A 20,528-nucleotide genomic window follows, 5' to 3' on the forward strand; every position below is an offset into this window, starting at 1 on the left:
CCGATCCCCGACCGATGAGCTTGAAAGAAAAACAGCGCATGACACAGTTTATTTTACGCCCCCTGTTCTTATCGGCACTATCCACAATTAGATGGATAGTCCCTTCTTATCAGATTAGGCATTATCTTTATAGCAGGTTGTTAAAGTGATGCAATTCTAAAAATTTTAAAGCAGATCGCACGTTGCTAAACCATACCCCTTTCAAATTATGCACTTCATAACTAATTGTTTTTCAAAAATATAATTCTCAAACACATAGTAGTGGCATATATTAGTTTTCTCCTATCATTTTCTATCTATCGTATAGCAATTTTCATATTTTAATTGTATCTTTACCCCAACTCAAACAACCACCGCAACACCGAGCAATCTAAAGTATTGTACACGTGGGGTTATTAGTGGGAGAAAAAATTTCGAGCTTACTAAAATATTGGTTCTGTGAAGATTAGAGCTAAGGTTCATCTTCCGTCCGGACCGCTTTCGAAAGAAGCAAAAGATATAAAGCTCTGTAATATATATTACAGGGCTTTTTCTTTTTCTTCGCTTTGATATACCTTGAACCACTCACAAAGTAGTTTTGTTTCTCCTGTAAGCTTTTTCCCTATTTTTTCTAATAATAAAGAATAATATTCCGTATGTATTCTTAGCCAGTTTTCTAAATTCCCATCACCCTCGGCAATTGCAAACTCTTCTGTTATATTCTGAAATTCAACAATTTCGATCTTGTTGATTTGTATGATGCATACCTCTCTACCATGTGAATCCAATATAGAGGCATATTCATTCTCTTTTATTGTTTCTTTTAGGTTCATACAGTGATAGTCATATAAGGAAGATGTTGCTATCTTTTCTTTTGTTAGAACTTTCTTTGCTAATTTATCGGTAGTAGTTCCAAACTGTATTTTATGTTTTATTTCCATTTTTATTGTATTTGTCTTTTTTGCCAATAAAGTAACTCTAATAAAACTTATCCTCGTTTAGCACTTTGAGTATAGTTTTAGCGATACGGTCAGCTTTGGTTTGTTCTGTTTTGGCAGAATTGATCCAGTCGATAAATGCCTTTTTCTGGCCATCGCTATAAGTTTCAAACTTTTCTAATGCTCCCTCTTCATATTCCATACATAAAAGCAATTCTTCCGGAATTATCAATGGAGTTTTATCCTCATATAAAGTAATATGAACTGTGTCAGGAGCTTCCTTTTTGATTTTCTTTCTTATTGCCGATTTGATGGGTAAACCGATATTTCCGTTCCCGATAGGCATCATATTCAAATTAGAAAACTCATAGTCATCTATCTTCCCTTTTACTTTCAACATCCCGAATGATATTTTGGGCATAGGGATTTCAGGAATTTCGACAAAGGTCCAACCTCCTTTACCTCCGATTTTGAACAATATATAATCTTTGTCTACTAATGGTTTTTCTGTATTCATAATATGATATATCTATTTTAGTTTTGAAACAAAGATACTAAGTACGAATGACAGCAGTATGTCAGCAGCACAAATTATTTTTTATTCTCTGTTTACCAGACGTAGAAAAAAGTTCCTTCTTTCGTACGACCCTCGAAAGATGTAAAGTAAAGCCCTGTAATTATCACATTGCAGGGCTTTTTCTTTACTTTGATAAAAGACTCATTCTAAAAACTCCTTATAATAGATTCAATAATCTATTTTTATAGTTTCGTATTCAATCTTTTTCCTTGAATGATCCCTTATTATTGTTTCGTTTCTATGTAATTTATTCTTTTATATATCTACGTCTATTTTCTGTAATCACTTCTAACGAAAGGTTCTTCTATGCTTTCTTCAATAAGCAATTTGTACTTCTGCGGATGCCGGTAAGCATTTCCGTGTACCTCGTCGGCTCTGTATTCCCTGAGTTTCTCAATGGGGAAATTGACTATGCAAACCTCTTCATGTTCTCCAGCTTCAGAAATAAGCATATCTCTTGAACCCATTCCTGAGGGATGGTAAGCTATGCCGTCAAATGCACATGATCGGCCGTTACAGTCAAGCCTGTTTTTAGGGTAATTGGCGGTTGCAATTCCAACCATATTTTCATAAGCACGGGTTCGGAGTTGCGAAAATCGGTTAATTTCAATGGGACAAGCATTGGGAACTAAAATGATTTCAGCTCCTTTCAACATGAGTATTCTAGCACTTTCAGGAAATTCTCTGTCATAGCAGATCATGACTCCGACTTTCACATAACCCTGCACTGTGTTCAAATTTACAACCAGAAAATCATCTCCAGCTGTCAATCTGCATTCATCGCCAAAATCGCAAGTATGTACCTTTGCATAAATGAGCACGATGTTTCCAAAACGGTCAATCATACACAGTGTATTTCGCGGCAATGGTTCATATTGTTCAAGAAATGTTATTCCGATAGCCATCTGCAATTCTTTGGCGAGTTCACGAAATGAATTGATGAACGGGCTGTCGATCGCTATGGCACTTGCTTTTAATTTATTAAGGTCTTCGGGTATTTCGTACCCAACACTCCACATTTCCGGAAACAATGCGATGTCGGCACCTGCATCTTTTGCTATTCTGCAATATTCCATCCCTTTTCTTAAGTTTTTATCCAATGCATCTTCGGGGAGAAGCTGCAACAAAGCTACTTTTAGATTTTTCATGATGGAGCTATTTTGATGTTATAGTTCTGTATTTATCTTTATTTTTTAATAATCAGAAAACAAATATACGAAAAGTGCAGCTTTCTATGCGTTTTTCGCCGAGGAGTCATTTTACTTTCAAGTTTATCGAAACTACGGGAAGCATTACCATTATTACGGTTTCTTTCCATGCGATGATGAGGATAAGGAAAAAACGAATTACTTTTGTAGTGGATCAAATATTAATATATTATGGATGAGATTCTTAAAGTAGATACGATTGAACAGTACAATGACCTGTTCGGTTTTGAAACCCTCCATCCGCTGGTGGCAATTGTCGACCTTAACAAGCCGGAAAGCCAGCGAAGGGACCGGATGACTCTCGGCTTTTATTCTCTTTTCCTGAAGGAGACCAAAGGGTGTGTGATCAATTATGGAAAAAGCATTTATGATTTCGATGCCGAAACAATTGTTGCCATTGCACCAGGTCAGACGGTGGGTTATTCCAATGATTTCACGGGAACGACTCCGAAGACCATCGGTTTATTGTTTCATCCTAATTTTATTAGCGGAACGTCATTAGGGCAGAAAATCAAAAAATATACCTTCTTTTCTTACGAGTCGAATGAAGCTTTACATCTGTCGGAAGAAGAGCTCCGGATCATAAGGGATATACTGTCTATCATCCGGACAGAATTGAAACATGCGATAGACAAACATACCAGAGGATTGATATGTACCAATATCGAATTGCTGCTGGATTATTGCATGCGCTTTTATGACCGTCAGTTTATCACACGACAGGGCATGAACCTGGACGTATTGGCCCGTTTTGAAAGATTGCTTGACGAATATCTGGATTCCGGACTTGCCGCTAAAGCAGGATTACCTACGGTTAACTATTTTGCAGACAAGATTTGCCTGTCTCCCAACTATTTTGGAGATCTTGTAAAAAAAGAAACAGGCAAATCTGCTAAAGAGTACATCCAATTGAAAATGCTCAACTTGGCTAAAGAGGAATTACTGAACCCGGAGAAATCAATCACACAGGTTGCTTATTCACTGGGATTCCAGTATCCCCAACATTTCGTTCGCTTCTTTAAGAAATATGGAAATATGACACCCAGTGAATATAGACGCGCAAGTTCGTCTTTATAACCCGGTTGTCCGTTCCAGTTCTTCGGGATAACGGTTGCCTGTCAGTTTTATTTTAGAACTGGCCTCATTGATGTTTTTCAACTCATCAAAAGAAGTATTCTAATCCAATGATATAGTTATATTTCACTATTGCTCTCGTTAATGAGTAGCCCTAACTTTGTACTTTATTTATAGTACATAGAAATGAAGCTATCAGGAACTGAAATATTAATTAAAGTATTTGCTAATCACAACGTTGATACCATTTTCGGGTATCCGGGGGCTTGTGTAATATCAATTTTAGACAAGCTATTTAACCACGATGAGATAAAGCAAATACTTGTTAGGCATGAACAAGGAGCAGTACATGCGGCGTGCGGATATGCACAATTGTCAAATAAGCCCGGTGTAGTTATTGTAACATCCGGACCGGGAGCAACAAATACAATCACAGGTGTTGCAGATGCATTTTATAGTGAAGTACCTTTGGTAGTAATAACTGGTCAGGTGTCTTCAGGATTAATTGGAACAGATGCATTCCAGGAAGTAGATATGCTTAGTATCACGGCTCCTATTACCAAGTGGAATTATCAAATTCGCAATGCTGACGAAATGGCAAGTACAGTCGAAAGGGCTTTTGTTATTGCGATGGCAGATCCTCCGGGTGTGGTCTTATTGGACATAACAAAAGATGCTCAAACAGGAATGGCAGAATATATTTCAAATAATACACAACTATATAAAAATAAAGGCTTTGTAAAGAGCGTTTTGGGAGAATGTCAATTTCCAAGAAATGAATTTTACACAGAGATACTAAAATGCCTTAGCGAAAACGGGAGGGAAATGGTGCTTGTTATCGATAAAGTTCCGAATGATTTTTTTGACGGAGATAATTTCTGTTTCAATAAGGTTATTAAATCAGATATATATGGTGTTTCAGGATTTGGGCTGCCTGCTGCAATCGGAGCCCAATATGCAGCTCCGGGTAAGACAATATGTCTGGTGGCAGGAACCTTAGAATTTCAGGCTACCGCCAAAGAATTAGGAATGATAAAACAACAGGGGTTAGATATAAAGATTATATTATTAGATGAGACAGCAGCAGATAAATACAAGATTAAAAATCCTGATTTTTTGTCTCTTGCAAATGCCTATGATATTGAAAGTTGTAAAATTAGCAAAAGTAATGACCTAAATGTTGCAATTCAAAAAATGCTAAACTCGAACCATAGTTATTTATTGCAAATAACTACCTAAGAATACCGTGTTTACGTCCTAACTCCAATGCTTCAATCGAATGACCAACCTGCATTTTTTGTAGGATGTTTTGCCGATGAATATTAACCGTATTTACGCTAATAAACAATTTATCGGCAATCTCTTTGCTTAATAACCCCTGTTGAATAAGGATCAAAATATCTTTCTCTCTTGGGGTTAGCTCAAAGTGAGGTTCATTTGGAAAACTAAAAGGAATCTGTTCTCCTGTTTTCAGATTTATAAAGAAGCTATTAAAGTTAGTTGCATTACTTTGATTCGACAAAACATGAATAGTACCTAACATTAGCCATAGATTCCCTGATTTATCAGTTTCTAAAGCTTGCCGTTCCCATGAAACACGAATATATTGATTCTGCATATTTTGGATTCTCAACTCAAAAACATGTCTAAAATTAGGACGTTCTTCTTTGGTCTGTTGGAGAAGAAAAGCTCCTACTTTTAGCATTGTTTTTTTATAGTCAAGAAAATCATCGGGATGAATTTTAGAATCTAATAAATTACCATTACTCACACCATCCGACTTATCAGCAGGTGTAAAGCCAAAGATATTCTTAAAATTAGCAGAAGTATAGACATACTCAAATGTGTGTAAATCGACAATAAAAAAACACCTATCACTAAGCTTTGATAGTCTTTCCAAATCAGATTTATACTTATCTATAACCAGATAATCCAAGTTGACATCCTGCAACTTGTGGTCAATATATATTTCTTGTAGAATGTCTTTTATCTCTTGATTCATTATCAAAATAGCTATATATCACTATTTAGCAGTTCATTTTAGTCAACTACCATTGCACAAAGGTAATATATTGTTGCCAAATAGTCATTTTGCATTTACTCTTTAATTGATATAAATATGGTTACCCCATTATCCGAACAGAGATTTTTCCGGCTATTTGATTTTAGCCGACAGCCTTGATCAAAATGAAGTAGGTTCAGTCACTTTCGCCCCCGGAGCCCGTACAATATACCTCACTGGCATGGAGCAAGTCCCGACAGCGAATTTATTCAGACAGTAATAACCGGACGAGAGAATGGGCTGACTGTATGACTGTATGGTTGAAACCGGTAAGTGATGAGGAATATAATAGTGACAATAAGTAAACTATAATATCTATTTAGTCCCTTTTTGCCGGAATCACTCTGTTTACACCAAAAGAATGCTTACATTTACACGATTGGTTTGATTAATCTTATATCGAAAACTAACACAATAAACACTTATCACTAGTATGGAAGAAAAACATCTTTTCCCGGAAATTCCCTTCAACTATGCTTTATGCCTTAAACGGGAGTGCCCCAAAGCCTCTACTTGTTTGCGACAGTTAGCAGAACAGGATATTTCGGACAGCGTCGAGCGTTGGATGATTATTAGTCCCAAATACCAGGTTACACTGGAGGGGGAGTGTCCGCATTATCGTCCTGACGTGAAAGTTATTTATGCCAAAGGCTTTACACGTTTGTTGGATAATCTGCCTTACGCACAGATGAAAAGCGTCATCTCTCGTTTGAGAAACCTTTTCAGTGAAAGAACTTACTATCGGGTTCGTAAAGGCGAACGTTTACTTTCTCCTGCCGAACAAAAAGAGATACAGCACATTCTGGTACGATGTGGAATTGATGAACCACCGAAGTTTGATGCCTATGTAGAAGATTATGCCTGGTAGTAACGGGGAAAGGATTTTGCCATAGGCTTGGCAGGCTACTGCCATAGTAGTGGCAGAGCTCTGCCATGCCTTTGGCAGACTCTTGCCATTACTATGGCAAAACATTTCCATCAGTATGACAAGACACTGTCATTTAAAGGACAGAGCATCTTGCACGGGAAGAGGATTTTCTAACTGTGCAATTGTCGCTCGCTGTACTTCCTGCATGCCGATACCGCCCATAAAAAGAGGTGTTATCATTATCTGCTGTTTAATTGATCTCATTCAGCCAGTCGGCAATCATCGAGTGACAGTTGGATGTTTGAGATGAACGTATCCATAGGCTTGGTGTGAGGAAGTTTCCGCCCGGAATGAGCCGTTTGGCATCGGACTCGACACCGTTGATCCCGCTGCTTGCACTCGATACGATCAAACCGATGTTTTTACCTTCCATCTGACTGCCGTATTGAAATAGGAATGTTTGCAGGGGCGCAGCCATATTGCTCCACCAGAGAGGTGCGCCTATGATGATTCTGTCATAATCGGACAGGTTATCAATTGTCGTTTCAATAGATGGATAAGAATTCGCATCGTTCGGATTATCCCGGATTGCCTGAATCAATGCACTGCCAATCGCATAATTGTTGGCGGCATAGTCTATCCCTTTTTCGGTAGGTTCAACCCTTACCACATCGGCTTCTATTTGCGTCTGCAGATCGTTGATAATAGAATGTACATTATTCGTGTAGCTGTAATATACAATCAGTGTCTTGCCCGTTGGGGCCGGATTCGGATTGTCGGGTGTTTCCGGAGTCTCGGTCTGCGGGTTATCCGGCTCATTATCATCGGGAGAACATGCATTTAATCCTACCGCTATAAGAGTGGCAAACAGTAGATACAGGTACTTTTTCATATGATTCTTATTTTATAATTAAACAATTATTCCAATGCTGAAAGTTTGAGAAGTCTTGTAGGATTGATTCTTTAGCGGCCTACTTGACGCTGCTGTTCGGCGTTGTATCGGTCTCCGACAACGGGAATAGCGGCTACTGCATCCTCCAGCTCTTTCCATTCTTCGGGTGAAAGAGTAAATTCCTGTGTGCGCAGGTTTTCTTCCAGATGCGCCAGTTTCGTTGTTCCGGGGATGGGGACGATCCACGGTGCTTTCCGGAGTAACCAGCCGAGTGCCACTTGTGCCGAAGTCATGCCTCGTGTGCGGCCGAAGGCTTGGAGCACACTCACGATACGGGTATTAGCACGCATCGCTTCCGGTTGAAAGCGTGGCAGGGTTTGGCGGTTGTCGTTGTTTACATCAAAAACCGTGTATTCATTGATGCAGCCACCCAAAAATCCACGGTTCAGCGGGCTGTACGGAACAAAGCCGATCCCCAACTCCTGACAGGTATCGAGCACCCCGTTTTCCTCTACCAGCCGGTGCATCAGATGATACTCGCTTTGGATAGCCGTCAACGGACAAACAGCGTGAGCTTTGCGGATGGTCTCGGCACTGACTTCGCACATGCCCCAGTGTTGTACCTTGCCCTCTTTCATCAGGTCGGCAATGGTCGATGCCACTTCTTCTGCCGGAGTATCCGGATCAGAGCGGTGCTGGTAAAACATGGGAAGCGATTCGAGCCGGAGGCGATGGAGCGACTCTTCGCAATAGCGACGAATAGTCTCCGGCCGGCTGTTCTGACGACTCGTGGCTTTCCCGTCGATAACTTCATGTCCGAATTTAGTCGTTACGTTGATCCGGTTTTTGAATTCGGACAATGCTTCTCCGGCTAGATTTTCGTTAGTCAACGGCCCATAGATGATAGCCGTGTCGAAGAGTGTTATACCCCGATCCACCGCTTCATGCAACAATCGGATGCACTGTTTTTTGTCTGGATGCTGACTGCGGTTGTAAGTCATACCCATTACACCAAAGCCGAGTGTCGATACCTCGAAAGCTGCCTTTCCCGTACCTAATATACGATGTCCCGTAATATGAGCGGCATCGCTGTCGTTATCGGAGACTGCCGTCTGTTTCGTTTCCGCTGCAAAGACTTTATCCAGTCCGGTGGGCATGGTCAATGCTACTCCTGTTAAGGTTGCCGTCTTGAGAAATCCGCGACGGCTGAGATTCATTTGATTGTTCTTTTCCATAATTTTTTGTTTTAATGTTCTGTAGGCAAAGGTAAAAAGAGAGCCTCGCAACGACTTTGCTGCGAGGCTCAAAAGGGTTTGTTATAAAGTTCATTTAGTTAAGTAGTGTTTTACGAAAATACATCTCTGTTTTTTACCATGATGGGGCAACCCCATACGTTTCCTTATATATTTTGGAGAAATGAGACAGGTTTTTGAAACCCACATCGAAACAGGCTTCCGTCACTTTTTTTCTACCTGATTTTATCAAATCATGTGCAGCCTCCAGGCGACGTCTGATAATCCATTTCTGTGGTGTCAGGTCACTGATTTTGGCGAAGTCTCGTTTGAAAGTCGCCAAGCTACGTCCCGTATAACTTGCAATTTCATCCATCGAAAGGTCGCACATATAATTATTATTCAGATAGTCGAGAATGTCTATTTTCCACGGTTCCACAAAATCGAACAACGAGGCGTAAAGGTTCCTGTCGGTATTGAGTAGTACATATACTCCCTCAGTCATTTTTAACCTCAGTACATCTTCAGACGGTTTTTCGCCTGCATCGAAATAGGGTATGATGGATTCGAACAGTGAACGAATGTCCGGTCTGTTGCCTGGTAATACACGCAGACTTACTTTATCGCGTTTAGAATCAGTTGGAATTTGTTGCCGGTTAAGAGTCTGATAAAATTCTCTCAGAAAAGGTCTTGAGAATTTCAACACGACAGAACGGTACGGTTTCCCATCCTCGACCTTTTTTTGCAACCACATCCGGTTATCGCGCCGCATGAAAGCACACTCCCCCGGATGCAAAACGGTTTTCTTGCCACGCTCTTCTATCTCCAGTTCACCGGAGCACAGATAAATAAGCGTATGTTCCCTGTTTTCGTGGGCACATCCCCGGTCGTCAGTGAAATAGCTCGCTATAAGCACATTCGAGCAATCGAATACATCTAATTGTTCCATATATTTATTGTTTGTTCTGTTCGAGTTTGTTATACTCTTCATCCGTCACCGGTTCGAGCCATTCATTGGAAGTATTCTCTCCGGGGACTTCGAATGCTAAATGAGCGAACCAACTGTCGGCTGCAGCTCCGTGCCAATGCTTGACGTTAGCAGGGATATGAATCACTGTGCCAGGCAGAATCTCCACCGCCGGCTTGCCTTCTTCCTGATACCAACCGCGTCCGGCTACGCCGATGAGCATCTGTCCGCCGCCGCTTTTTGCGCGGTGTACGTGCCAGTTGTTGCGGCAACGAGGTTCAAAAGTAACATTGGCTATCGATACTTGCTCTCGGGAAACGGGAGCAAGGTAGCTGTTACCGATGAAGTACTGTGCATATGCAGTATTGGGTTCGCCGATAGGGAAAATCATTTCGCGTTGGAAAGCGGCCTTGGCGTCTTCACCGGTAGAATCTTCCGCCCATACGCCTTTGGCCAGATTGAATGCCGCCCACGCTTTGGGCCAACCGGCATAGAAACCGATGTGGGTGATTATTTCGGCAATCTCGGTGCGGGTAATACCGTTCTTCTTTGCCGACTGAAGATGGAAAACGAGCGAATTGTCGGTGATACCCTGGCTAATGAGAGAGGTGATGGTCACTAAACTGCGGTCGCGCAGACCAAGTTTATCGGTGCGGCTCCATACTTCGCCGAAAAGGACATCGTCGTTAAGTTCTGCAAATTTGGGGGCGAACTCGCCTAATTGGGTGCGCCCTGCTGTCTGTACTATTTTTTCTTGTGCCATAACATTGAGTGTTAAAATGGTGAATACTGAAATTAAAAGAATCTTGTTCATTGCTAATTGATTTATAGGATGAAGTTATTTGTTTTTATTTATCTATTTGACTTTCTGTGAAGGGATCTGCCCGATGACCCATCAGGTCGATTTTTGCGTACTCCTTGTCGAATTCCTCCATTTCCCATGCTGAAAGGCGGACTGTCCCTGCTCCGAGAAAATCGTCCAAGTGTGACGGATTGGTCGTACCGGGTATCGGAGCAATCCATGACTTGCGCGACAACATCCAGATTAGGGCAAATTGTGCAGGTGTTACTCCTTTGCGTTGTGCCCATTCGAGTACCAAAGTGACGAGCGGAATATTGTGTTTCAATGCTTCTGGCGTAAACTGAGGCAGTGTTGCCCGGCGGTCGGGTTTCTCGAAACGGCTGTTACCGTCGATTATTCCGGTGAGAAACGCACGCCCCAGTGGACAGTAGGGAACGAAGCCGATATTGAGTTCTTCCAGTGTCGGAAAGATTTTGGTTTCAGGTTCTCTCCACCAGATGGCATATTCGCTCTGCACAGCCGAGAGGGGACAAACGGCGTGTGCCCGGCGGATGGAACGGGCGCTGGCCTCGGACAAGCCCCAGTGCAATACCTTTCCTTCCTGCATCAAATCCTTTACGGTTCCGGCCACGTCCTCCATCGGTACATTAGGATCGACACGGTGTTGGTATAGCAAGTCAATGTGGTCGGTACGAAGGCGCTTCAGGGAGCCTTCTACCGCCCGACGGATATGGTCGGGATGGCTGTTGAGTGCAGTCGGTTGTTTTTCCTCGACTCCGAATCCGAACTTCGTACCGATTTTCACTTTGTCGCGGAACGGGGCGAGAGCTTCGCCGACCCACTCTTCGCTGGTATAGGGGCCGTAGACTTCTGCCGTATCGAAAAAAGTAACGCCCTTGTCATAGGCTCGGCGGATCAGAGCTATCATTTCATGCTTATCGTATCTGCCGCCATAGTAACCCACCATAGGCAGACATCCCAAGCCGATGGCTGATATGTCCAGTCCTCCGAGTTGGCGATATTCCATACTGTCCGACGTATTGCCGTCATAAGAACGTACGTCTTTAGACTGCGACGGGGATTGTGCAAAGACTTTAGATACCCCCGTCCATGTACCGATTGACGATATTGTTACCATCGATGACATTTTCAGAAAATCTCTTCTAACCATAACTTGTAAATTTTATGAATGATTGTTATAAGTTTATTTTTGATAATGCAAAGTTAGCAAGGCTTGTAAAAGCAGTTGTAACGATAAGTGGGAAGTTTGTACCAATTTTACTGATTTTGGATATCCATATTCTTCGGCGTTTCGTTTTCATCATTATCGTTTTCCGGTGTTTCGGGTTGCCCCATCGGTTTGTCACCGGAACGTTACCTGGAAGGATTGCTGGAAGAATAAATAATTCATATTTACATTTTGCTATTTTATCTTCTTAACCAGTCTTCTGCATGAAGGCTTGGTTAAGGATATCTTTTTTTATGCGTTTCTCCCGACGTTCAGTAAATACAGAAAGATAACCTAAAAGCTGAACAGATAAATTTTTGTTCTTTATCAGCTGATGACCTGCCGGGTAATTAAAGTACCTGTTAGCCTTTACCTCCGAAAGACAAACATATTGTCATTAGATGTTGAGTCCGGTTTTTTCTCGTTATAGAGATAAAAAGAGAAGATTTCGATCCGTTTTCTTATCCGAAGAGACCATTTCCTGCTTTTACCTGCCGGGTAAATCACTGTCAGCTGCCGGAAAAAATAAATTATAAGCCGGGTGAAGAGAACTATGACCGTGCAAAAAAGGTTTATAGGGGAAGAAATGGGAGCGGAACAAGGTGAAATTACCCTGAAAGCGTTCTCCATGGAAAAAGTGATGTTACAAATAATGGAATAAAATGATATATTTGATTTTAATTCCTGTAAAAGTATAACATTTTGATTTACTAATATAACCAATCATGTATGGCAATAACAAAAGAAAACAATCAGAAGAAAAAAGGGCTTTTTCTGCATGAATATGTCGGTCGACGGGCAGAAAGCAAGCGACTGATGGGAAAAGACAGTACGGCTGATCTTTATCAGGCAGCCGGTCATCATTTTTTTGTCTTCCAGGGAAACAGGGATATTCGGGTCTGTGACGTAACGGCGACTCAGGTGAACGATTTTCAGGCTTACTTGCAGGCAAAAGGATTAAAGATCAATACGATCAATAGCTACCTGAGCAGTCTTCGGGCGATATACAATGCCGCCTTCGACGACAAACCGTTTAAAAGAAAACTGCATCCGTTCCACAAACTGAGACTGAAACGCGATATGACGGTCAAAAAGCCATTGTCGGACCAGCAGGTGAAAAAGATGGCGACAGCCGATTTTCGTGACCGTCCCGATCTGACCCTGGCAACGGATCTGGCTCTTTTCAGCTTTATGGCGTATGGCATGCCTTTTGTAGACATGGTGCACCTGACGCGGAAGAATATCCATGGACAGGCTATCGTGTACAACCGGCATAAGACCGGTATAGAGATACGTGTCGAGATCACCTCCGGCATGTGGCAGATGATCCGTAAATATGAATCATCGGGCAGCGATTACCTTTTCCCTGTGATGTTTGCCTCGGCTACTTACCAACAGTATAAGTCCATGCTGTCTGCCCATAACGAAACATTGAAACAGGTGGGGCAGTTATTGGGTATTCATAATAACCTTACCTCGTATGTGATGCGTTATACCTGGGCCTCCGAAGCCCGTCGGTTGCATGTGGATATCGCCGTGATCAGTCAGGCATTAGGGCATACGAACGAAAAAACGACGCGGGGCTACTTCAACCGACTCGACCAGCCGGAACTCGATCAGGCGAATCGAAAGATTACAAATCCGATTTGTAAAATACTGTCGGATAAGCAGAAACGCATAAATTGGCGGGGAGTTGAAGCTACTTATTTATGAAATAAGAACAATTACGAAATGAATGTTGATTCTTATTCGCTTTTGTCTTAATACCTAATACTAGATGTCCACAAAGGTAAGAATATTAGTAAAAATAAAGAAAAAATTATCACACTTTTTATGTGTATAGGTAGTAAAGAAGATCTGGTATTAGTGTTTTGTCTGTAATTTACAATTTTTTTGCCGGTAATAGCTTGTTTATATTGAATTTGATAAAATGAGAATATGATCGGTCACCCTTCCTTGTGTTTTAACAGCTGTTATGTGAAAGTAACAGTGGATTTATACTCTTTTAAACACAATTGAAAGATAAAATAAAAGAAAAACTATCCTATTGTCTTTCAGTCTTTCTTTCTCAGTGTGGTTTTTCCGGGCTGATAAAACTTATTTCATAAATAAGTTCAAACAAAACCAGCATTAGAAATGGTTGATGATAAAAAGACAACATTTTCTCCTTCTGTAACCACTCTTTCCGAGAAATACTCGGAAGCGGTATCTTTGTATGCCACCACGGACATGACAAGCAAACAAATAGCCAGTCAATGTGGAGTCAGCCTTTCCGCTTTCCGCGTCTATCTGAGACGGCATCACCGTGACCTGGTCTTACGACGTTACGGGGTCGAAGCGGATTCGAATGAACTTGCTTCCATCAAGCTGCGCGGTCGTCGGGGACAAACACCGGCAGCCTACCATAAATATAAGGAAGCCATTGAAGCCTGCGACAACCTGTCTTATATCGAATTTAATATCTCCCAAATCGCCCGGCAGTTTAACCTGGACGGAACCTCTCTTTCCAACCAGCTGAAACTCCATTATCCGGAGATTCTGGAACGCCGGGAGAAGACTCGCGTACGTTTGGGGCTGGCCGACAACTTCCTGCGCGGTGCCCATCCCGACAGTGTCGAAGCCTATGCCGCCGCCGTCGAGCTGCTGCGTACGACCGATATGAACCTGCCGGCCATTGCCAGGAAGTGCGGTGTGTCGATAGGCGGACTCAGCCAATACCTCCGCTTTTACCATAAGGAACTGCTGGAGCAAAAGAACGGCGAACGGCAGGAGGCCGCCCAATCCCGTCAACCGGGAAAGGCTAGCGGTAACAGCCGTATCCGCGAACCGCATCCCGAATCGTGCGAGAAATACCGTGAATCGCTGGAGCTTTACCGTACGACCGGTCTGACGGTCAAGGAAATCGTAGCTCGTACGGGTGTCTCCTTGGGCGGTTTCTGCAATCACCTTCGCAAATGGCACCGCGACCTCATGCTCGAACGGCGGGGAGTCGTGCCAGCCTCAGACTGCAATGTCTATGAACTCGACCTGAAGCAGTCGAAACGCTACCTCAAGTCTACCGCCTCCAAATACGCCGGTGCCATCGAAAGCCTTCGTACGACCCCTCGTCTGTTGGCGCAAGTGGCGTCCGAATACGGTTTCAATCCTGATACTTTCCGCGACTACCTTCACCGGCACGAGCCTGAGCTGGCGGTAAGCAATGCGGCAAAGCTTCGCATGAAAAGAAAGATACAGTAACAATAAAATAACAAACAGATTATGATTAAAAGATTAACATTTATCCTAAGCCTGCTGATGGCAGGACTTTTCACTCAAGCACAGGAAGCTGTACGGCCTGGCGTGGTGGAAAGTAAAGGTTCGGTTGTTGGTATCAAGACCAACCTTCCGTACTGGGCTACGGCTACCTTCAACCTGGGTGCTGAAGTACGCCTTGCCCGCCACTGGAGCCTCAGTGCCGAAGTCGGCGTCAATCCCTTCGACGGGAAGAATGATGACGGCAGCTATGGCCAATCCCTCAAGCACCTGCGTGTCCATCCGGAACTGCGCTACTGGTTTTGCGAAACATTCCACAAGCACTTTGTCGGCCTGCATGTCCCTTACCTATTATATAATGTATCCGACATCAAGCTGCTGGGTACGGAAGGCGAACGCCACCAGGGATGGGGTACAGGCGCAGGCATCAGCTACGGCTACTCGTGGCTGCTCTCCAAACACTGGAACCTCGAAGCCACGGTGGGCGTGGGATACCTCTACCTCGAATCGGAGAAATACCCCTGTGCCAACTGCGGACGCAAGCAGGAGACTGTCAAGAAACATTATTTCGGCCCCACGCAGGCAGCCATCAGCCTGATTTATCAATTCTAAACTATCCTAAACTATCTGAGCACATGAAAAAGAACAACATACTCATCATGACCGCTGGCCTTTTGCTATCAGCCGTAACTGCCGGCGCACAGGAAATCGTCGTCAAAGACAAGATTGTGGAAAAGGCGGGTTCCGCGCTGGTTATGGGCATGACGCTCGACCTGAGCCAAATCCGGCTGGCAGGCAACCGCAGCATCGTCTGCACCCCCGTCATCGTTCGCGGCGACAGTATACGTCCGCTCGCCCCGGTCATCATCAATGGTCGCAGCCGCCACATCCTGTATGAACGTACGGGCCGCAACCGCCAGGAAAACCAGGAGATCGAACTGCGCCGCCGCAACGGGAAAGAACAGACGGTCGACTACCAGGTGCGTACGCCCTACGCCTCCTGGATGAACAATGCCGAAGTGGCCCTTGTCACCGACGAATGCGGCTGCGGATGGGAAGCGATGCAAAGTAACCGTTCGCCGCTCTTCGCCATACAGCTTGAAAAACCGATTATGACCCCCTTCCTTTGCTATCAAACGCCCAAAATGGAAACCGTCAAAGCACGTGCCAAAGAGGGAAGCGCCTTCCTCGACTTCCCCGTAGGCAAGACAACCATTGCACCCGACTATCGCGACAACCGGGCCGAGCTGGCCAAAATACGCGAAACGGTCGAATCCGTACGCAACGACCCGTATGCTACCATCACCGAAGTCTATATTAAAGGCTTTGCCTCGCCCGAAGGCAGCTATAAGAGTAACAGCTACCTGGCCGAGAACCGTGCCAAGGCGCTCAGCGACTACGTGAAAGGACTCTATCATTTCGACCGCGCCACCTTCACCGTCGACTTCGAACCCGAAGACTGGGACGGACTGGCCGCACACATCGAAACCTCCGGGCTGGCAGACAAGGCCGAGTTGCTCGACATCATCCGTGCCGACCAGCCCGCCGACCTCGACCAGAAGGAATGGAAACTCAAGACGCTCAACGGTGGCGCTTCATACCCTGCTATCCTCCGCGACATCTATCCCTCCCTGCGACATTCGGACTATGCAGTGAAGTACACCATCCGAAACTTTTCCGTAGAAGAGGCCAAGGAACTGATCTACACCGATCCGAAGCAGCTGAGCCTGGACGAGATGTTCCGCGTGGCACAGACCTACGAGCCGGGCAGCGACCAGTACAACGAAGTCTTCGAGATTGCCGTCCGCATGTATCCCGACGACCCTGTGTCTAATCTGAACGCTGCCAATACAGCCATCGGTAATAAGCAGTTGGCACAGGCAAAACGCTATCTGAGCAAGGCTGCCGATTCTCCGGAGAAGCAGTTGGCGGAAGCTTCCATCGTCATGCTGGAGGGTGATCTCGATCGGGCAGAGCAACTGCTCGACCGGCTGAAAGGTACCCCGAGCGTATCGGAAGCCGTAGAAAAGAATCTGGAGCAAATCCGCCTTTGGCGGGAGTAGCTGGCCGCTATCTTGTTTAAGGTGTCCAGGCAAGGTTTGTTTGCGATATCCAAAAATGAAACTATTTATCAATAACTTAATTCATAAACTAAAAAATGAAAGTGAACATGAAAAAGAACAGACTTTACGCAGCAATGGCAGCCGTCGTTCTACTTGCTGCCGGCTGTACAGACAAAATTGGAGATGGTACAGAACTGGAAAATCCGGAAGAACTCAATGGCCAGAAATGCTACCTGACTGTAAATATTGCTACTGGAACGAGTGGCGGTTTTACGAAGGCTGGAAGTTCCAATGGTGAAGGTGACCAGTATTTGGAGGAAATTAAAGGATTGAAAGAAGATGAAATTAACGATGTTAATATCTTCTTATTTGAAGTTCCTGCAAGTATAACTGAGAATGATAAGTTACTGAAGACTTTGAACGCTGATCTTACTACTGATATAGATATAGCAGGACATGGTTATGTAGGCAACCTAAATGAAACACCAAATGGCGGTAGTGAAGCATACCATGATAAAGCTGATGTCGTAGTAACATTGAAAGATCCATTAGGTGATAATGAGTCTAAAACGTATCAGGTTTTGACAATTGTTAATGCTGGAAGTTCTCTCACAAATTATACAAAATTATCACAGTTAAGGGATGCAACGTTTGATAAGGCATGGACTGGTGGTGCATCAGATCTTGCTTCCTATACTAATTTTGTAATGTCTACCCATCAGATGAAGGGAAATACAGCAGAATCAACAGTAGAACTGAGTAAGAATAATACCAGCGAAGGTAATCCTGCTCACACTACAGTATATGTAGAACGTTTGGCTGCTCGTGTTGATTTGAAGGTTGCAGAGAACTTGTCAAGCAGTTCAAGAACAGACGGAACATTCGCTGTTACTCGCTATTTACCTGTAAACTTGTGGACTGGTAATACATATATGTTTAAGCAGGTTTCTCCATCTGTGACTAGCTGGACTGGTGCTATACCAGCTGTGGATGCGGTATATAGTGATGGTGAATATAAATACTTGGGCGATGAAATATGGAACAATACCGGCAATGGTACAGGTACGTTTAATTACGTATTGGATCCACAAACAAGAACTAAAACAGCAACTCAAACTGATAATTTTAATAACAACAACTTTTCTTATACTAATCACTTTATTTCAAACACGACCACTTTAGATCCAACAAATGGGGCTTGGAAAGATGTTTCTGTTTTAACTGGAAGCCAGTATACATCCGGAGACTTTACGCCAATCTTGTACACAAGAGAAAATACAACAGCTTACGATCAGCAGAAGAATGGTTTTTCAACTGGTGTGATTTTCGAATCTACATTTACTCCTGGTGAGGGTTTTGGCGTTAGCCTATATAGTGATGGTGTGATTTCATCTGGAAGAACAAACCTACCTCAAGATAAAAGTTTCTTTGTAGCCAACCACTTGGGTACAGATGGACATCATGTAAAGGTTAATTATGCCGATGTTAAGACAATTGCTGCGATGGCTTTTGTTAATATTGAAGATATGTCAAAGCCGCTGTACGAAGGTTTCATGGATGGTAGTTGGCTGTCAAATGGTCCAGACTTAACCACACTAGAATCTATTGTAGACAAAATGCAGGAATCAAATCCGGTTGAAGCTGCGTTTAAAGCCTATTTGAAAGGTGTTTTTGATGGAGCCGATGAATCAACTTTTGATGATATTAAAGGTCTTTTGAATTATAATTCTTTTGTAGCTGACGCTAAATATAGCAATTTAACTCAAGATGATCAATCGGATCAGGCCTACGCTGGTATTCTATATGAAAACTATGAAGTATCCTATTATCTCGGCGGTAAGAGTTATTACAAATTCTGGATTCGTCACGATGATAACCAGAATCCGAACTTGATGTCTGTAATGGAGTTTGCTATTGTCCGTAACAATGTTTATCAGTTGAGTGTAACAGGTGTTAGGGATTTGGGCGATCCACTGCCTTTCACTCCTGGCAAGGATGATCCTAACAATCCGGACGAAAGCGATGAATTGAAGATTTCTGTTGAGATTTATGTTAAGAACTGGGTAAACCGTCTGAACGACAACATCATTCTCTAATGCACATAACCGTTGTTTCAATAATCAACTCGCATGAAGCACTCATGTGTGTCTAGGGCCAAGGGAGGGCAACCTCCCGGCCCTTTACCCTTTTTGCTTCAGATGTCTTATTTTTAACACACTAGCATGAATATGAATAATTTATTGCATACCTGTAAACAGCTGCTCTGCGCCGCAGCCCTTATCGGACTGCCCGCCTGCGACTGGATACACGACGACTCGCTGCCGCTTTGCGAGTATCGTCTGCATTTTAAATACGACTACAACATGAAATTTGCCGACGCCTTCCAGCAGGAAGTCGACCAACTGACGCTCTTCTTCTGCGACGAGGCTGGCAACTTCCTCTACCAGCGGCAAATCAACCAGGCGGAACTGACCGACGGCTCCATCGCACTCGACCTCGAACCCGGCACCTACCAGCTCCTTACCTGGGCCGGACTCAAAGCCGATAGCTACGAGTTGCCCCAACTGACTGCCGGCACCTCGACTATTAAAGATATTAAAGCACGCACCCTGCGCAACGCCGACGCCACCCAGCCCAACGAACTGGACGCCCTCTGGCATGGCCTCGACACATTGGTGGTGACCCGTGACGTGCCCGAAAGCAAAACCGTCAGCCTGGCCAAAAACACCAACAAGCTGCGTGTCGTCCTCCAAAACGTGATGGGGGAGGACATGGACGTAAACAATTTCACCTTCCAAATTGTAGCCGACAACGGCTATATGGACTACGACAACAGCCTATTGGAAGACCCCGAAATTCATTATCTGCCTTACTACACCGAGAACGTGCAGATCGGTGCCGACCCGACCGAAGGAGCCACCATCGGCTCTCAGTTTGTCGCCGTTGCCGAACTCAACACCATGCGTCTGATGGACGGCCGCAACTACCGCCTCATCGTGCGCCATGAGGGATGGGAGAACGACGTATTGAACGTCAACCTCAACAACTACCTCCTCCTCACCAAAATGGAAGGCCACCGCATCTCGGCTCAGGAATACCTCGACCGCCAGGACGAGTACTCCATCATCTTCTTCATGACCCCGGTAACTTGTCCCGACTGTCCGGACCCTGAAGATCCGGATCCCGAGAAACCTGACCCCGAAGACCCTGACCCTGAAAAGCCAGATCCCGAAGACCCTGATAAACCTGACCCCAAACCGGATCCGGATCCTAAACCCGATCCCGCCCCTGAAGACCCGACAATCGTCGGCTACGCCTGCTTCAAAATCCAGGTAAAAGATTGGGTCATCCGTTTGAACCAAGGTGAACTTTAAAACAATTATACA

At 44.0% G+C, this 20,528-nt stretch carries 18 protein-coding genes; 9 read left to right on the forward strand and 9 right to left on the reverse strand.

Translation table 11 applies throughout. The features are described 5' to 3' along the window. Window positions 1–518: 518 nt before the first annotated feature. From IEY67_RS24625 to IEY67_RS24635, 3 genes are all read right to left on the reverse strand, one after another. Window positions 519–920, reverse strand: coding sequence for an ASCH domain-containing protein (locus IEY67_RS24625; RefSeq protein ID WP_183672505.1), 402 nt, complete (start codon window positions 918–920; stop codon window positions 519–521). A gap of 37 nt (window positions 921–957) precedes the next feature. Further along, complete coding sequence (locus IEY67_RS24630) at window positions 958–1,434, reverse strand: YdeI/OmpD-associated family protein (protein WP_183672506.1); 477 nt, start codon at window positions 1,432–1,434, stop codon at window positions 958–960. Window positions 1,435–1,763: 329 nt separating this feature from the next. Beyond that, window positions 1,764–2,642, reverse strand: coding sequence for a carbon-nitrogen hydrolase family protein (locus IEY67_RS24635; RefSeq protein ID WP_183672507.1), 879 nt, complete (start codon window positions 2,640–2,642; stop codon window positions 1,764–1,766). A 231-nt stretch (window positions 2,643–2,873) separates the two neighbouring features. On the opposite strand from IEY67_RS24635, the gene IEY67_RS24640 reads away from it, so the two are divergent. Further along, a complete protein-coding gene (locus IEY67_RS24640; protein ID WP_122351428.1) occupies window positions 2,874–3,779 on the forward strand; it encodes a helix-turn-helix domain-containing protein in 906 nt (301 codons plus the stop codon). A 183-nt stretch (window positions 3,780–3,962) separates the two neighbouring features. Next, window positions 3,963–5,015, forward strand: a complete 1,053-nt coding sequence (locus IEY67_RS24645) for a thiamine pyrophosphate-binding protein (RefSeq protein WP_183672508.1) — start codon at window positions 3,963–3,965, stop codon at window positions 5,013–5,015. Here IEY67_RS24645 and IEY67_RS24650 read toward each other — a convergent pair. Further along, window positions 5,008–5,778, reverse strand: coding sequence for a LuxR C-terminal-related transcriptional regulator (locus tag IEY67_RS24650; RefSeq protein WP_183672509.1), 771 nt, complete (start codon window positions 5,776–5,778; stop codon window positions 5,008–5,010). The two genes, IEY67_RS24645 and IEY67_RS24650, sit on opposite strands and share 8 nt — an antisense overlap. Before the next feature lie 493 nt (window positions 5,779–6,271). Between IEY67_RS24650 and IEY67_RS24655 the strand changes: the two genes are divergently transcribed. Further along, entirely contained in the window at window positions 6,272–6,706 is a 435-nt protein-coding gene (locus tag IEY67_RS24655) for a DUF6078 family protein (RefSeq protein ID WP_075557737.1), read from the forward strand. Between the two features lie 250 nt (window positions 6,707–6,956). Here IEY67_RS24655 and IEY67_RS24660 read toward each other — a convergent pair whose 3' ends face one another. From IEY67_RS24660 to IEY67_RS24680, 5 genes are all read right to left on the reverse strand, one after another. Then, a complete protein-coding gene (locus IEY67_RS24660) occupies window positions 6,957–7,598 on the reverse strand; it encodes a flavodoxin (protein ID WP_075557736.1) in 642 nt (213 codons plus the stop codon). A gap of 71 nt (window positions 7,599–7,669) precedes the next feature. Next, complete coding sequence (locus IEY67_RS24665; protein WP_183672540.1) at window positions 7,670–8,833, reverse strand: aldo/keto reductase; 1,164 nt, start codon at window positions 8,831–8,833, stop codon at window positions 7,670–7,672. A 133-nt stretch (window positions 8,834–8,966) separates the two neighbouring features. Further along, window positions 8,967–9,779, reverse strand: coding sequence for a helix-turn-helix transcriptional regulator (locus IEY67_RS24670; RefSeq protein ID WP_183672510.1), 813 nt, complete (start codon window positions 9,777–9,779; stop codon window positions 8,967–8,969). A 4-nt stretch (window positions 9,780–9,783) separates the two neighbouring features. Then, window positions 9,784–10,611: a carboxymuconolactone decarboxylase family protein gene (locus IEY67_RS24675; RefSeq protein ID WP_122360210.1), complete on the reverse strand. Its 828-nt coding sequence runs from the start codon at window positions 10,609–10,611 to the stop codon at window positions 9,784–9,786. 34 nt (window positions 10,612–10,645) lie between these two features. Then, entirely contained in the window at window positions 10,646–11,770 is a 1,125-nt protein-coding gene (locus IEY67_RS24680) for an aldo/keto reductase (RefSeq protein WP_183672511.1), read from the reverse strand. A 786-nt stretch (window positions 11,771–12,556) separates the two neighbouring features. Here IEY67_RS24680 and IEY67_RS24685 point away from each other — a divergent pair. The 6 genes from IEY67_RS24685 (at window position 12,557) to IEY67_RS24710 (ending at window position 20,516) form a co-directional block, all read left to right on the forward strand. After that, entirely contained in the window at window positions 12,557–13,540 is a 984-nt protein-coding gene (locus tag IEY67_RS24685; RefSeq protein WP_183672512.1) for a tyrosine-type recombinase/integrase, read from the forward strand. A 423-nt stretch (window positions 13,541–13,963) separates the two neighbouring features. Next, window positions 13,964–15,064, forward strand: coding sequence for a sigma-70 region 4 domain-containing protein (locus IEY67_RS24690; RefSeq protein ID WP_183672513.1), 1,101 nt, complete (start codon window positions 13,964–13,966; stop codon window positions 15,062–15,064). Window positions 15,065–15,088: 24 nt separating this feature from the next. Beyond that, window positions 15,089–15,691: a DUF3575 domain-containing protein gene (locus IEY67_RS24695; protein WP_370450054.1), complete on the forward strand. Its 603-nt coding sequence runs from the start codon at window positions 15,089–15,091 to the stop codon at window positions 15,689–15,691. A gap of 23 nt (window positions 15,692–15,714) precedes the next feature. Further along, entirely contained in the window at window positions 15,715–17,142 is a 1,428-nt protein-coding gene (locus IEY67_RS24700; protein WP_183672514.1) for a DUF3868 domain-containing protein, read from the forward strand. Between the two features lie 107 nt (window positions 17,143–17,249). Further along, window positions 17,250–19,238 (forward strand): Mfa1 family fimbria major subunit, encoded by a 1,989-nt coding sequence (locus IEY67_RS24705; RefSeq protein ID WP_183672515.1) that lies wholly within the window; start codon window positions 17,250–17,252, stop codon window positions 19,236–19,238. Window positions 19,239–19,370: 132 nt separating this feature from the next. Further along, window positions 19,371–20,516 (forward strand): FimB/Mfa2 family fimbrial subunit, encoded by a 1,146-nt coding sequence (locus tag IEY67_RS24710; RefSeq protein ID WP_183672516.1) that lies wholly within the window; start codon window positions 19,371–19,373, stop codon window positions 20,514–20,516. Window positions 20,517–20,528: the final 12 nt, after the last annotated feature.

Source organism: Parabacteroides faecis (genome assembly GCF_014647375.1).
In the GTDB taxonomy this organism is placed as follows: domain Bacteria; phylum Bacteroidota; class Bacteroidia; order Bacteroidales; family Tannerellaceae; genus Parabacteroides; species Parabacteroides faecis.

Coding starts and splice junctions, on each gene's coding strand:
- IEY67_RS24650 (WP_183672509.1), bottom strand. CDS start 5,778: ATGAATCAAGAGATAAAAGACATTCTACAAGAAATATATATTGACCAC.
- IEY67_RS24665 (WP_183672540.1), bottom strand. CDS start 8,833: ATGGAAAAGAACAATCAAATGAATCTCAGCCGTCGCGGATTTCTCAAG.
- IEY67_RS24705 (WP_183672515.1), top strand. CDS start 17,250: ATGAAAAAGAACAGACTTTACGCAGCAATGGCAGCCGTCGTTCTACTT.
- IEY67_RS24670 (WP_183672510.1), bottom strand. CDS start 9,779: ATGGAACAATTAGATGTATTCGATTGCTCGAATGTGCTTATAGCGAGC.
- IEY67_RS24690 (WP_183672513.1), top strand. CDS start 13,964: ATGGTTGATGATAAAAAGACAACATTTTCTCCTTCTGTAACCACTCTT.
- IEY67_RS24700 (WP_183672514.1), top strand. CDS start 15,715: ATGAAAAAGAACAACATACTCATCATGACCGCTGGCCTTTTGCTATCA.
- IEY67_RS24710 (WP_183672516.1), top strand. CDS start 19,371: ATGAATAATTTATTGCATACCTGTAAACAGCTGCTCTGCGCCGCAGCC.
- IEY67_RS24680 (WP_183672511.1), bottom strand. CDS start 11,770: ATGGTTAGAAGAGATTTTCTGAAAATGTCATCGATGGTAACAATATCG.
- IEY67_RS24625 (WP_183672505.1), bottom strand. CDS start 920: ATGGAAATAAAACATAAAATACAGTTTGGAACTACTACCGATAAATTA.
- IEY67_RS24630 (WP_183672506.1), bottom strand. CDS start 1,434: ATGAATACAGAAAAACCATTAGTAGACAAAGATTATATATTGTTCAAA.
- IEY67_RS24685 (WP_183672512.1), top strand. CDS start 12,557: ATGGCAATAACAAAAGAAAACAATCAGAAGAAAAAAGGGCTTTTTCTG.
- IEY67_RS24635 (WP_183672507.1), bottom strand. CDS start 2,642: ATGAAAAATCTAAAAGTAGCTTTGTTGCAGCTTCTCCCCGAAGATGCA.
- IEY67_RS24655 (WP_075557737.1), top strand. CDS start 6,272: ATGGAAGAAAAACATCTTTTCCCGGAAATTCCCTTCAACTATGCTTTA.
- IEY67_RS24675 (WP_122360210.1), bottom strand. CDS start 10,611: ATGAACAAGATTCTTTTAATTTCAGTATTCACCATTTTAACACTCAAT.
- IEY67_RS24640 (WP_122351428.1), top strand. CDS start 2,874: ATGGATGAGATTCTTAAAGTAGATACGATTGAACAGTACAATGACCTG.
- IEY67_RS24660 (WP_075557736.1), bottom strand. CDS start 7,598: ATGAAAAAGTACCTGTATCTACTGTTTGCCACTCTTATAGCGGTAGGA.
- IEY67_RS24645 (WP_183672508.1), top strand. CDS start 3,963: ATGAAGCTATCAGGAACTGAAATATTAATTAAAGTATTTGCTAATCAC.